This window comes from Salegentibacter sp. 24 (genome assembly GCF_004362395.1).
Lineage (GTDB): Bacteria > Bacteroidota > Bacteroidia > Flavobacteriales > Flavobacteriaceae > Salegentibacter.
The window spans coordinates 33,780-47,639 of the sequence record NZ_SNWE01000010.1 but is presented as its reverse complement, the minus strand read 5'-3'; the positions used below and the strand labels follow the sequence as shown (position 1 = coordinate 47,639).

The 13,860-nt window shown below is 37.1% G+C and carries 14 protein-coding genes; 10 read left to right on the top strand and 4 right to left on the bottom strand.

The features are described 5' to 3' along the window. The first annotated feature begins 199 nt into the window (after nt 1-199). Both DET49_RS08820 and DET49_RS08815 read left to right on the top strand, forming a co-directional pair. Nucleotides 200-1,129 carry a sterol desaturase family protein gene (locus DET49_RS08820; protein ID WP_133547737.1) on the top strand — a complete coding sequence of 310 codons (930 nt, stop codon included), beginning with the start codon at nt 200-202 and terminating at the stop codon, nt 1,127-1,129. Then, on the top strand, nt 1,110-2,456 hold the full coding sequence (locus DET49_RS08815; protein ID WP_133547736.1) for an MBL fold metallo-hydrolase: 1,347 nt from the start codon (nt 1,110-1,112) through the stop codon (nt 2,454-2,456). Before DET49_RS08820 ends, DET49_RS08815 begins: the two co-directional genes overlap by 20 nt. Nucleotides 2,457-2,536: 80 nt before the next feature. Here the strand turns inward: DET49_RS08815 and DET49_RS08810 are convergent, their stop codons facing one another. Further along, complete coding sequence (locus DET49_RS08810) at nt 2,537-2,950, bottom strand: PepSY-like domain-containing protein (protein WP_133547735.1); 414 nt, start codon at nt 2,948-2,950, stop codon at nt 2,537-2,539. Nucleotides 2,951-3,116: 166 nt separating this feature from the next. On the opposite strand from DET49_RS08810, the gene DET49_RS08805 reads away from it, so the two are divergent. From DET49_RS08805 to DET49_RS08780, 7 genes are all read left to right on the top strand, one after another. Then, the gene (locus tag DET49_RS08805) at nt 3,117-3,602 is read left to right on the top strand and encodes an acetyl-CoA carboxylase biotin carboxyl carrier protein subunit (protein WP_133547734.1); all 486 of its coding nucleotides are present in this window, start codon (nt 3,117-3,119) and stop codon (nt 3,600-3,602) included. Nucleotides 3,603-3,652: 50 nt separating this feature from the next. Further along, nucleotides 3,653-5,095 carry an acetyl-CoA carboxylase biotin carboxylase subunit gene (gene accC, locus DET49_RS08800; RefSeq protein ID WP_133547733.1) on the top strand — a complete coding sequence of 481 codons (1,443 nt, stop codon included), beginning with the start codon at nt 3,653-3,655 and terminating at the stop codon, nt 5,093-5,095. A 29-nt stretch (nt 5,096-5,124) separates the two neighbouring features. Then, nucleotides 5,125-6,666: an acyl-CoA carboxylase subunit beta gene (locus DET49_RS08795; protein ID WP_133547732.1), complete on the top strand. Its 1,542-nt coding sequence runs from the start codon at nt 5,125-5,127 to the stop codon at nt 6,664-6,666. A 49-nt stretch (nt 6,667-6,715) separates the two neighbouring features. After that, complete coding sequence (locus DET49_RS18465) at nt 6,716-6,856, top strand: hypothetical protein (RefSeq protein WP_166636562.1); 141 nt, start codon at nt 6,716-6,718, stop codon at nt 6,854-6,856. A 20-nt stretch (nt 6,857-6,876) separates the two neighbouring features. Beyond that, nucleotides 6,877-7,749 (top strand): NAD(P)-dependent oxidoreductase, encoded by an 873-nt coding sequence (locus DET49_RS08790; RefSeq protein WP_243729586.1) that lies wholly within the window; start codon nt 6,877-6,879, stop codon nt 7,747-7,749. 135 nt (nt 7,750-7,884) lie between these two features. Continuing rightward, nucleotides 7,885-8,442, top strand: coding sequence for a YeeE/YedE family protein (locus tag DET49_RS08785; protein WP_133547730.1), 558 nt, complete (start codon nt 7,885-7,887; stop codon nt 8,440-8,442). 10 nt (nt 8,443-8,452) lie between these two features. After that, nucleotides 8,453-8,866, top strand: coding sequence for a DUF6691 family protein (locus DET49_RS08780; protein ID WP_133547729.1), 414 nt, complete (start codon nt 8,453-8,455; stop codon nt 8,864-8,866). 48 nt (nt 8,867-8,914) lie between these two features. Here the strand turns inward: DET49_RS08780 and DET49_RS08775 are convergent, their stop codons facing one another. Then, entirely contained in the window at nt 8,915-9,544 is a 630-nt protein-coding gene (locus DET49_RS08775; protein WP_133547728.1) for a trimeric intracellular cation channel family protein, read from the bottom strand. Between the two features lie 161 nt (nt 9,545-9,705). Here DET49_RS08775 and trxB point away from each other — a divergent pair, with 161 nt between their 5' ends. Next, entirely contained in the window at nt 9,706-10,698 is a 993-nt protein-coding gene (gene trxB / locus DET49_RS08770; RefSeq protein WP_133547727.1) for a thioredoxin-disulfide reductase, read from the top strand. A 213-nt stretch (nt 10,699-10,911) separates the two neighbouring features. On the opposite strand, the gene DET49_RS08765 is transcribed toward trxB, so the two are convergent. Together DET49_RS08765 and DET49_RS08760 are read right to left on the bottom strand one after the other, a co-directional pair. Then, nucleotides 10,912-11,880 carry a Gfo/Idh/MocA family protein gene (locus tag DET49_RS08765; protein ID WP_133547726.1) on the bottom strand — a complete coding sequence of 323 codons (969 nt, stop codon included), beginning with the start codon at nt 11,878-11,880 and terminating at the stop codon, nt 10,912-10,914. Between the two features lie 175 nt (nt 11,881-12,055). Next, nucleotides 12,056-13,762 carry a sodium:solute symporter gene (locus DET49_RS08760; RefSeq protein WP_133547725.1) on the bottom strand — a complete coding sequence of 569 codons (1,707 nt, stop codon included), beginning with the start codon at nt 13,760-13,762 and terminating at the stop codon, nt 12,056-12,058. Between the last annotated feature and the right edge of the window lie 98 nt (nt 13,763-13,860).

Here is a 13,860-nt window from a genome sequence, read left to right as displayed (position 1 = left end):
GTTCATTATAAAATCTTCATCGTAAAAATAAATAGAAAACGCGGTTCTGATAAGCTTTTAACATAGACTAACATTCGAGGAAACAATTTTGTTAAGAAAAACTTCAGTAAAATCATTTTGAAACTAATTACTGTAACAAAGGTTACTTCCCAAAGTGCAGGATTATTATATTTTTGCCTTGTAAAACTTAAAAGAGCTGTTGGAAAAGTATTTAAACATAATTGCTGATTCATTTAACGGATATTCTAATTACCTGATTAGCGAAATTACCAATCCATCGTGGACCAATTATTTTTATTGGCTAATCGGATTGTCCCTATTGGTTTGGTTGTTGGAAATACTAATTCCCTGGAGAAGGGATCAGAAGATTTTCCGAAAGGATTTCTGGCTGGATACATTCTATATTTTATTTAATTTTTTTCTGTTTTCCCTGATTGGTTATAATGCGATCTCTAACGTAGCTGTAGAATTGTTCAATGATTTTCTCGGTTTATTAGAAATCACAAATATCGTGGCTATAGAAGTACAGAATTTTCCAGTATGGGTTCAACTGCTAATAATGTTCATTGTAGCAGATTTTATTCAGTGGAATGTACACCGGCAATTGCACAAACAGGCATGGCTTTGGGAATTTCACAAATTGCATCATAGCGTAAAAGAAATGGGGTTTGGCGCACAGTTCAGGTTTCATTTTATGGAAACCATTATTTATAAGAGTGTACAGTATATACCCCTGGCTATGATTGGCTTTGGAATCCAGGAATTCTTTGTGGTGCATATGTTCACAGTATTCATCGGGCATTTAAATCATGCGAACCTGGGCTGGAACTATGGTGTTTTCGGATATCTTCTAAATAATCCTAAAATGCATATATGGCATCATTCAAAAGCCTTACCGGAAAACAGGCCTTATGGAATGAATTTCGGTATCAGCCTTAGCATTTGGGATTATTTATTCGGTACGGCATATATTCCTCAAGAAGGAAAGAATTTAGAATTAGGTTTTAAAGGAGATGAAGAATTTCCAAAAGACTTTAAAAATCAAATGGTGTTTCCGTTTAGAAAAAATAAGAAACAGAAATCAGTTTACAATTTAAAAGAGACAGAAAATGAAAATAAAACAGTTTAAGGACGAACCTCTGGCACATTATTCTTATGCCCTGATTAGTAATGGAGAAATGGCATTGGTAGACCCGAGTCGTAATCCTATGCAATACTATAAATTTGCTGAAGAAAATAATGCAAAGATCGTGGCGGTTTTTGAGACGCATCCCCATGCCGACTTTGTAAGTGGTCATTTACAAATTCAGCAGGAGACAGGAGCCGCAATTTATATTAGTGAGAAAGTTGGTGTAGATTATCCCAGTACATCCTTTGATGAAGGAGATGAAGTGCTAATAGGGACCACCAGTATTAAACCCATACATACCCCAGGACATTCGCCAGATAGTTTAACTTTTATTGCTAAGGACAATGGTGAAACCGTTATGTTTAGCGGAGATACTCTTTTTATTGGAAATGTGGGAAGACCTGATTTACGTGAAAAAGCAGGCAATATGAAGGCAAAACGGATAGAATTAGCAAAAAAAATGTATCAAACGATAAAGACAAAATTTAATGACTTACCAGATGATACCCTAATTTATCCGGCTCACGGAGCAGGTTCACTTTGCGGAAAAAACATGAGTGATGCTTCCTCCAGTACCCTTGGGAATGAACGGCAGGGAAACTGGGCATTTAAAGAACAAACCGAAGAGGAATTTGTAAAAGAAATTCTTAAAGATCAACCCTTTATTCCCTCTTATTTCGGATTTAATGTGGAAATAAACCGTAAAGGTGCTTTGAATGTTCAAAAAGCTAAATATAGCGTTCCGATTCAACTTAATGTAGACGCTATAGATAAAGAGGGCGTAACAATAGTGGATACGCGTGACGGAGATATTTATAAAAAAGGACATTTAGCAAATAGTATAAATATAATGGCGCGATCGGAGGGAGATAAGTTTGAAACCTGGCTGGGTGCTATTATTGAGCCAGAAGAGGAATTTTATCTTGTCGTGGAAACCGTAGCTCAGCTTGATGAACTACTGGATAGAACGGCAAAAATTGGTTATGAAAAACAAATGCGAGCTGTGCTTACCTTATCTGAAAAAGTTTCAAAATCATCAGATATTTTTAAGTTGGATGACTTTAAAGCCAATATAGATAAGTATACTATCGTAGATATTAGAAACCAGAGTGAGATAGCAGAGGGTAAGATATTTGATGATGCCAAAGCAATTCCATTAAATGAGCTTAGAAACCGTGCAGATGAATTACCAGAAGGTAAACCTTTTATGGTTCATTGTGCAGGAGGCTATCGTTCAGCTGCAGGAAGTAGTATTCTTGAGAATAAATTTAAGAATTCTAAAGTTTATGATCTAAGTGAAGCGATTAAAGAATTTAGTCCAAACTAAGATTTAATTTTTTTTATAAGTTAAAAATCCCCGTATTTCTATATTCCACGGGGATTTATATTTCTAAGAAACAGCAGTTATTATTCGATTTTTAAAAACTTTCCTTTTCGATCAAAGGCTAACTCATCACCGTTTTCAAGCTCAACTTCAAAACCTTCTTTTTCCATTTCGTATTCAATAATTTTTGTATTAGGATGATTTTCAGCAACGTATGAAGCAATTGTCCTGGGCAATCCAGCAATTGGAATTCCGTTTTTACATTCTATTTCAGTCGGCTGATTTTGTTGATTAAAAATAAGTTTGGTACCTCCGGACATGGTTATATTATAATCCTTACCATCAACTCCGTTTTCCACTTTTACATTCTTAATTTTTTCATTCGGGAATATTTGAGAAACATAAGCAGCGACCATTTCAGGTAATTCAGATTTCTGTGCGTGTCCCAGGCTAATCGCGAAAATTAACAAACAAGCTGTTATACATAATTTCTTCATAATTCTTAAATTTTGGTTTAAATACTAAAATAGGGAATGTATTTCGGTATTATTTTAATTTTTTGTGAATTTATCTCTGGTTAAATTGATTGATCGTAAAACAATTCTCAAACGATTTTCTATATTTACAAAACAAGCTTCAAATTAGATTTGAAAACTACGAAATATGGAAAAAAAATATAAGGTTAAAGTAAATGACAAGTATGAATTTGAATTTACGAAAGACCAGATTCTCGCTTTAGACACACAGGAAATTACTCAAAGACATTACCACTTACTTAAGGAAAACCGCAGCTTTAAAGCGGAGGTTTTTACTGAAAACTTTCTTAAGCGTAAATACGATATCAAGATCAATTCAAATACCTATAAAGTTGCCATCTCCAACGAGTTGGATTTACTCATTGAAGAAATGGGGCTTTCCCTGGGAACTGCCCAAATGATTAATGACATCAAAGCGCCCATGCCGGGTCTTATTCTAGAAGTAAACGTAAAAGAAGGCTCCCAGGTCAGAGAGGGCGATTATTTGTTGGTTTTGGAAGCTATGAAGATGGAGAATACACTTACTGCACCCAGAGACGGAGTGGTTAAATCAGTTTCAGTGAATAAAGGTGAAACCGTAGAAAAGAATCAGCTGTTAATTGAAATGGAATAATTAAAAGCGTAGTAAGCAATTTTTATAGAATTAAAAATTTATAAAAGAATATGAAGAAAATATTAGTAGCTAACAGGGGTGAGATTGCTCTACGGATAATGAAAACCATTCAGAAGTTGGGAATCAAAACCGTAGCAGTGTACTCTAAGGCCGATAGGAATGCACCCCACGTAAAATTTGCCGATGAGGCCTTTTGTATTGGAGAAGCACCATCTAATGAATCTTATCTAAAAGGAGACAGAATTATTGAAGTAGCTAAAGACCTGGGCGTAGATGGAATTCATCCCGGCTACGGTTTTTTAAGTGAAAATGCCGAGTTTGCTCAGAATGTGGAGAAAAACGGGATCACCTGGATAGGCCCTGGTTCCAAAGCTATTAAAATTATGGGAAGCAAACTGGCTGCCAAAGATGCGGTTAAGGATTATGATATACCTATGGTTCCTGGAATTGACCAGGCGATTACCGATCCTGACAAAGCGAAAAAGATTGCTAAGGAGATTGGTTTTCCAATTTTAATAAAAGCCTCTGCCGGGGGCGGTGGGAAAGGCATGCGTATTGTTGAAAAAGAAAAAGATTTGGAGGATCAGATGAAACGTGCTATTAGCGAAGCCGAATCGGCTTTCGGAGATGGATCGGTTTTTATCGAAAAATACGTATCCTCACCACGGCATATAGAAATACAGGTTTTAGCTGATTCGCACGGGAATTATATTCATCTATTTGAACGCGAATGCAGTATTCAGCGTAGACATCAAAAGGTGGTAGAAGAAGCACCATCTGTAGTGCTGGATTCCAAGCTTCGGAAACAAATGGGAAAAGCCGCTGTAAAAGTGGCAAAAGCCTGCGATTATGTGGGTGCTGGAACTGTAGAGTTTCTTTTTGATGAAAATCAAAATTTTTATTTTCTGGAAATGAATACTCGTTTACAGGTTGAACATCCCGTTACCGAATATATTACTGGAATAGACCTAGTCGAGCAGCAGATAAGAATTGCTCGTGGAGAAAAGTTGGGCATTCTTCAGGAGGATTTAAAGATAAAAGGACATTCGGTAGAGCTTAGAGTTTATGCTGAGGATCCCATGGATAATTTTATGCCAAGTGTGGGAAAACTGAAAAAATACAGGATTCCTAAGGGTGAAAATATAAGGGTAGATAATGGATTTGAAGAAGGGATGGAAGTGCCAATTTATTATGACCCGATGCTGGCAAAATTGATTACTTATGGAAAAACCCGTGAAGAAGCAATTCAATTGATGCTTAAAGCCATAAACAAATATGAAATTGAAGGTGTTATGACCACGCTTCCTTTCGGAAAGTTTGTTTTTGAGCATGAAGCATTTAGGAGTGGGAATTTTGACACCCATTTTGTCAAAAACTTTTATTCCGCAGAAAAGCTTGAGGATGAAATTGAAGAAGAAGCAAAACTCGCTGCATTAGTAGCCTTAAAAAAATACTTTAAGGACAAAAATCAATTGCGTATTCCTCAAAATTAAAATTAGTTCATTTAAGTAAAAAAAAATTGATGAGTCAGAATATACAGAAGTTAGAGGATAAAATAAAAATGGCCAAACTTGGCGGTGGTGAGAAGCGTATTGCCAAACAGCACTCCCAAAAGAAACTTACTGCCCGTGAACGTATAGATTATTTACTGGACGAAGGCTCTTTTGAAGAAATCGGGATTTTGGTGACCCACCGAACAACCGGTTTTGGAATGGAAGACCAAAAATTCTATGGTGACGGAGTGGTAACTGGCTACGGTACAGTAAACGGAAAGCTGGTTTATATATTTGCCCAGGATTTTACTGTCTTTGGAGGTTCCTTATCTGAAACGCACGCCGAAAAAATTTGCAAGGTCATGGACCTGGCTGTAAAAGTCGGCGCACCAATGATCGGTCTCAACGATTCAGGTGGAGCCAGGATTCAGGAAGGGGTGAAATCACTGGGAGGTTATGCTGATATCTTTCACAGGAATGTAAAAGCTTCTGGCGTTATTCCCCAGATTTCGGCGATAATGGGACCTTGCGCAGGTGGTGCAGTTTATTCTCCCGCTATGACAGATTTTACTCTTATGGTTCAGGATACCAGTTATATGTTCGTTACCGGACCCAACGTTGTTAAAACAGTAACAAATGAGGAAGTCACTTCAGAGGAACTTGGAGGCGCTTCAACCCATGCTACAAAATCGGGAGTAACCCATATCACCTCTTTTAATGATATTGCCTGCCTGGAAGATATTAAGAAATTGGTAAGCTATATGCCTCAAAACAACAAAAAAGCGCCGGAGAAACTTCCTTATGAAGTTGGCGATGAAATGAGGAAGGAGCTCGATAGTATAGTTCCTGATAGTTCTAATAAGCCTTATGATATGCACGAGGTTATCCGTGGAATTATAGATGAAGGTTCCTTTTATGAAATCCATAAGGATTATGCCGAAAATATAATTGTTGGTTTCGCACGTCTGGGCGGAAGAAGTATTGGAATAGTCGCCAATCAACCAATGAGCCTAGCGGGGGTTTTAGATGTAAATTCTTCTAAAAAAGCCGCTCGTTTTACCCGGTTTTGCGATTGTTTTAATATTCCATTACTGGTGTTGGTTGATGTTCCCGGATTTTTACCAGGAACAGATCAGGAATGGAATGGTATTATTTTAAACGGAGCTAAATTGCTTTATGCCCTGAGTGAAGCTACGGTACCTAAGGTAACTGTGATTACCCGGAAAGCTTATGGTGGGGCGTATGATGTTATGAATTCCAAGCACATCGGAGCTGATCTTAATTTTGCGTGGCCAACGGCAGAAATCGCAGTAATGGGCGCCAAGGGTGCCAGTGAAATTATCTTTAGAAGGGAAATACAGGAAGCTGCAGATAGCCAAGCTAAACTGGCCGAAAAGGAGGCTGAATATGCTGAAACTTTTGCAAATCCTTTTGAGGCTGCTCAACGGGGATTCATTGATGAGGTAATTATGCCCCGGGATACAAGAAGAAAATTATTGAAGGGTTTTAGTATGCTGGAAAATAAGAAAGTGCTTAGGCCTGAGAGAAAGCATGGAAATATACCTTTGTAATTTGATGTGTTCTTAAAATTATAAAAATTAACCCTTACTAAGTTTAAATATGTCTAAAACTATTATAGCCAACCTAAAATTTGAGAGAAAAGGACTGGAACTGGAATTTGAAACATCCCATAGTATTCGAGAAGATGGTATTTTATTAAATCAGGTTTATGATGAGACGATACTACCAGAATGGGAGTAAAATTCAATAAAATAGTTTGTGTGGATCACACAAAACTTGAAGACTGGGCTTTAGAAGAACTTAATAACTATTGTGAAGCTGAAGTTAAGATTTATAATAAAAGTCCGAAGTCTGAAAAGGAACTTATAGAAAGAATCGGTAATGCCCAAGCCCTAATCGTTTCCTGGAAAACGCAAATTCCAGAAAGTGTTCTAAAAGAATGTCGTGATCTTAAATACATCGGAATGGCCTGCAGTCTTTATGATAATGAGTCAGCCAACGTAGCTGTAGATTTTGCACAGGATCATGGAATTACCGTAAAAGGAATTTCTGATTATGGAGATCCCGGGGTAATAGAATTTATCCTTTCTGAACTAATTAGGCTACTGCACGGTTTTGGTGAAAATCAATGGCGAAAAATGCCTGTAGAGCTTAGTGGTAAAAAGATAGGAATTATAGGTTTGGGAACCACCGGTAAAATGCTGGCCGAAGCTTTGTTACCATTAGGAGCAGAAATTTATTATTTCAGTAGAAACAGGAAGAAAGATTGGGAAGCTAAAGGCTTGCTATATCTATCCCTTGATAAGTTATTAGAAACCGCTGATATCATTTCAATACATCTTCCTAAGAATACTAAAATCTTTGGTGAAAAGGAATTTAAAATTTTTGGTTCCGGAAAAATTGTGATAAATACTTCCCTTGGTCTTCCTATGCATATAAAGGCCTTTGAAAATTGGGTAAAAGAGGAAGGTAATTTTGGAATTTTTGACGGTGATGGCGGGGCATCTCTTTCCCGAGAAATTAAAAAATTAAAAGGGGTAATTGCACATAAGAAAAGTGCAGGATGGAGCGCCGAAACTCAAAGACGATTATCGGAAAAAGTGCTACAGCATGTAAAATCATATTGTAGGTAATCAAATACCTTAATAAACTTGAAAGGCCTCACTGTTCCGATGAAATCGATATAGTGAGGCCTTTTCCTTGTAACAATTGTTACTTTCTACCCAGGTAAATTCTGCTTAATTTGCATTTCATTTAAAATAAGAAATATGGAATGGATTTTTGAGCCCTGGCCCTGGTATGTATCGGGTCCCCTGATCGCAATAATCATGTTTTTACTCATTTTTATCGGAAAAGGTTTTGGAATGTCTTCAAATCTTAGGACAATGTGCACAATGTGTGGTGCTGGTTCTAAAGCTGATTTTTTCGATTTCGACTGGAAATCGCAACGCTGGAACTTAATTGTAGTTGCTGGAGCTATAATCGGAGGTTTTATTGGTGCAAATTTGTTGACCTATGATTTATCAGTAGCAATAAATCCTAAAACTATAGTAAGCTTGGAAAAATTAGGTTTTAGGAGCGCAGGGGAAGCTTACCTGCCTGCTGAACTATTCAGTTGGAATGCGTTAGGGGAAATTAAAGCTCTTATTATTCTTCTTGTTGGTGGGGTCTTAATTGGTTTTGGTGCCCGTTATGCCGGGGGGTGTACCTCAGGACACGCAATTTCCGGGCTTAGCAACTTGCAGTTACCTTCTTTAATCGCAGTAATAGGATTTTTTATCGGAGGTTTGATCATGGTACATTTATTATTCCCCATAATTTTTTAAAATTGAAATAATGAGAAGTATAGGATATTTACTGATTGGAATATTTTTTGGGATCGTTATGTTTAAATCTGAAGCAGCTTCTTGGTTCAGGATTTATGAAATGTTCCAGTTTCATTCCTTTCATATGTATGGAATTATTGGATCTGCCTTGTTTTTAGGGATTATTGGTGTTCAGTTAATAAAAAGAAAAAAACTGAGATCTTTCTTCGGTCAGCGAATTGTATTTGTGCCAAAGGAAAAAAGCTTTAGCCGATATATGTATGGTGGAATTATATTCGGGTTAGGCTGGGGGCTGGCCGGTGCATGTCCGGGACCAATTTTCACCTTAATTGGTGCAGGTTTTTTACCGATTTTAATTGTCTTTATTGGATCTATTTTTGGTACATTTCTGTATGGATTGATTAGGAATAAATTGCCACATTAAGCCCAATATGGTAATCTGTACAGGATCGAAAGCCAGAAATAGGCATCTTCAATTCTTTTTTTTCGAAGAAATATAGAAATAGGGAAGGGAAATATGGTATTTTACAACGATAAGCCTGATCGAAATAACAATTAGAGAGGTGGTGAGATAAATAATATCCTGGTTTATGCCAATATCATGCATGATAACGAAAACGAGACCGCCAAAAATACACGCGGTAGCATATATCTCTTTTCGAAAAATAACAGGAATCTCATTACAGAGTATATCACGAATAACACCACCAAAAGTACCTGTCATTGCTCCCAGAGCAATACAAATTATAGGGTCAAGATCATTTCTAATACCAATTTCGACCCCCGTAATAGTAAAAACCCCTAACCCGATGGTATCAAAAAGAAAGAGTGACTTTTTAAGATAATTGATTTTGTTCCTAAAAATAATAGCAAGAACGGTAACACTACCAATCAGGTAAATATAGATCGTGTTTTCCATCCAGCTAACAGGGGTATTTCCAATTAAAGTATCACGTAAAGTCCCACCCCCAATAGCTGTTACAAAACCGATTATAAAAATACCAAAGAGATCAAGGCGTCGGTCCATGGCTGCTAAGGCACCTGAAATAGCGAAGGCTAATGTTCCAAGAATATCAAGTATGTTAAATAAAGTAAGTTCCATTTAAGGGACAAAGTTATAGTTAAATTGTGGTAAGCTACCAATTTTTGTAATTTCAATGAAATGTATACCTTCAGATTATTTCCAAATAGTAAAACTTAATAAGATTCATGGAAGTTTAAAACGAAAGTTAGTACTTTTGTAAAACAGAAAAACAAGAAAAAATGAGCGATAAAATCGAAAGAATAAAAACCTTGATTATAGGATCTGGACCGGCCGGATATACGGCAGCAATTTATGCTGCCAGGGCCGACCTTAAACCGGTTATGTATACAGGAATGGAACCAGGAGGGCAGCTAACGACAACTACAGAAGTGGATAATTTTCCCGGATATGCTGATGGAGTTGATGGACCAAAAATGATGATGGACCTACAAAAGCAAGCCGAACGTTTTGGAACCGAAGTAAGAATTGGAATGGTCACCGAAGTGGAGTTTAGTGATAAACCAGGAGGAATCCATAGAGCTTGTGCGGATAATTCCACCTGGGTGGAAGCAGAAACAATTATCATCTCTACAGGTGCTACGGCAAAATACCTGGGATTACCTAGTGAACAGCGTTTACGCGGTGGAGGAGTATCAGCTTGTGCTGTATGCGACGGATTTTTCTATAAAGGGCAGGATGTTGCAATTGTTGGTGGTGGAGACACCGCCGCTGAAGAAGCAACCTATTTGGCCAATATTTGTAAAAAAGTGACCATGCTAGTAAGAGGTGACCAGATGCGCGCCTCTAAAGCGATGCAACACCGTGTAAATAGTACTAAAAATATAGATGTTCGTTATAATACTGAAGTTGATGAAGTAATTGGCGATCAGGTAGTAGAAGGCCTTAGAATGTTAAATAAGGAAAACGGTGAGAAAGAACAAATCGAAATTACCGGATTATTTATTGCAATTGGGCATAAACCTAATACAGATATTTTCAAGGGAAAGCTAACAATGGACGATACAGGCTATTTGATTACTGAGGGCAAATCTACCAAAACTAATATCCCGGGAGTTTTTGCTTCAGGTGATGTTCAGGACAAGATTTATCGCCAGGCGGTAACCGCAGCGGGTACCGGCTGTATGGCTGCTTTGGATGCTGAACGTTATTTGGCCGAAATTGAGAGCGAAGAAGGAGAAGAGGTGAAAACCACAAAGAAGGTCGAAGCCTAAATCTTTAAATTTTATCTCCAATTCCCCACGGATCTTCCTGACCTGTGGGGTTAATGACTAAGCAAGAAGCCTCCAGACAATGATATATCTATACGGACAAATAGTGTATTGGTCGTATATAAAACCCTTACCTTATTCATTTTAAGGATTCGAATCAACTTCGATCCTGAAACATTTTCAGGATAAAGAGGTTGATTTTTGTGTTCATAAATTCTAGTATTTCAATCCAATTCTGTACCTAACTTTATCCAGGAGGTCAATTAATTGCAGGCTTTTTTCAAAAGTCATTTCGGAACTTTCAGTTTTTCCCTCTAAAAGCATTTTTTGTACGTGTTGTGCTTCAAAATTATAACCGTTGGAATGGACTTCAAATTCTTTGATTTCTTCCCCTGCAGGAGTTTGTATCCTTATGTTTGTGGGTTCGTGAAATCTTGTGTTAAGGATAATTGTTGCTTTTTCAAACTGAATAACCGCCTGAGTGGGAGTTTGTCTTACAATAGAACTGTTTAATTCAGCCTCCACTCCATTTTTATATTCAAAAATCATATTGGTTTCTTCATCGATGCCCGACTGATGAAATTTAGCAGTTGCCTGAATTTTCTCTGGAATTCCCAGGGTACTCATCGCCATAAAAATTGGATAAATACCAATATCCAGTAAACTGCCACCACCAAGGTTTTTATTGTAAAGTCTCTTATCTAAATCTACAGGAGCAGGAAATCCGAAATCCGCTTTTAAATTTTTGATTTCACCGTATTTTTTCGATTTAATTTGATCTAATACAAACTGAAAATGCGGAAGAAATTGCGTCCACATGGCTTCCATTAGAAATATGTTTTCCTTCTTGGCTTTAGCGATCATTTCTTCCACTTGTTTTTTATTCATAGCAAAAGGCTTTTCGCATAAAACTGCCTTTTTATGGTCCAAGCAAAGAAGGCTTTGTTGATGATGAAAAACGTGCGGAGTGGCGATATAAACTACTTCCAATTCCTTATCTTCCAACATGGCCTGGTAGCTAGAGAATAATTTGGTAGCCTTATGTTCTTTTGCAAAGGCTTCGGCTTTGTCTTTAGAACGGCTAGCTACGGCATAAAGTTCGGCTCCTTCAACATCCTTTAATCCGGTTGCGAATTTTCCTGCTATTTTTCCCAGGCCAAGAATTCCCCATTTTATTTTTTTCATATTTCAATATTTAGCCTCGAAAGGCTGTTTATTTATAAATGATCCTAAAAATACTGAACAAATAGTTTAATTTAAAGTTGCCCTTTGATGGCTTAGTAGACTTTTATTCCAGTATTTCCACCTGTATCGTTGCAAAAAATATAAAGACCTATATAGAAATTTACTAAGCTGTCAATTATGAACTTTCTTTAATTTTATGTGAGGGTGTTTTTAAAAATAGTTCCAAAAACAAAGCAAGGGTGATAACCAGCAAACATCCCACTAAATTTAGCCATAAATAAGGCATAATGTCGAATTCAAAGAGAATTATAATTATAATCTGAGTAATTATGGCTGCAACAAATACCGAATTACTATTTACGAATTTTATAAAAAATGCGAGTAAAAATATTCCTAAAACATTTCCATAAAAAATAGAACCGATAATATTGACGAGCTGTATAAGGTTGTCAAACAAATTAGCCACACTTGCAAATGCGATGGCTATAGCTCCCCATAGTAAGGTAAACCACTTTGATGCCTTTACGTAATGCTCATCAGGTTTTTCGGTTTTTCGACTTCTTTTATATAAATCTATGGTAGTGGTAGAGGACAATGCATTTAATTCAGATGCGGTAGAAGACATGGCTGCGGAAAGAATGACCGCAAGTAGCAGACCTATTAAGCCGCGAGGCAGGTTGTTCAGTATAAAATGAATGAAAATATAATCTTTATCGTTACTTTCAGCTTCCTTATCTGAAGCATCTATTAAGGTCCGTGCTTTTTTTCTCAGTATTTGCTCGGAAGCATTCAGGGAGGAGAGGTTTTGGCGATATGTTGAGTTATTTTCAGAGGAAAAATTATTGGCTTCTGCAAATTCCAGATGCAAATTCTGTTTTCTCTGCTGCAGTCTTTCGTGTTTTAGCATCAGATCTTCATATTGATTTTGATAATCAGAATTCAGAACAGTCTGCGTGGCAGCAGGATTGAAGTTCAGAGGAGCATTGTTGAATTGATAAAATACAAAAACCATTACCCCAACGAGTAAAATAAAAAATTGTAATGGTACTTTTAGTAGACCATTCATAATCATTCCCTTTCTACTTTCTCTTACAGATCTTCCACCTAAATATCGCTGCACCTGGCTTTGATCGGTCCCGAAATAGGAAAGCGCCAAAAAGCCTCCGCCAATAATTCCGCTCCAGACTGTATAGCGGTTTTCAAAATCTAATGAAAAATCCAGAATATCCATTTTACCACTGGCACCCGCAATTTCAAGTGCATTATTAAAGCTTATATTTTCAGGCAAATAGCTCAAAATAATAAAAAACGCAGCAAACATTCCAGTTAGGATCACGGCCATTTGTTGCTTGTGAGTTACATTTACCGCTTTGGTTCCACCGGCAACAGTATAAATAATTACTAAAGAACCAATAAGAATCGTTAGTCCTGAAAGATTCCAGCCCAAAACCGCCGATAGGATAATTGCAGGTGCAAAAATGGTTAATCCAGCGGCTAGTCCTCGCTGAACTAAAAATAAAAAAGCCGTTAAAGTCCTGGTTTTTCTATCGAAGCGGGATTCCAAATATTGGTAAGCAGTATAGACATTCAATCTTTTATAAATGTGGATAAAAAACATACAAACTACTACCATGGCCAAAGGCAGTCCAAAATAAAATTGCACAAAACCCATTCCATCGTGAAAGGCCTGGCCCGGGGTTGAAAGAAAAGTTATGGCACTGGCTTGAGTTGCCATAGTAGAAAGACCAATTGTCCACCAACGCGTATCATTACCACCACGAATATAATCCTCGGCACCTTGTTTTTTTCTGGTTTTATATATGCCATAAATAACTATAAAAGCAAGTGTACCAAGAAGAACCAGCCAATCTATTAATTGCATATTAGGTGAATTGTGACATTATAAAATAAAAAATGATTACGTACGCAGCGTTGGCTAAAAGGACGAAAGTATATGATTTTTTCCAGGAAAATTTTTCG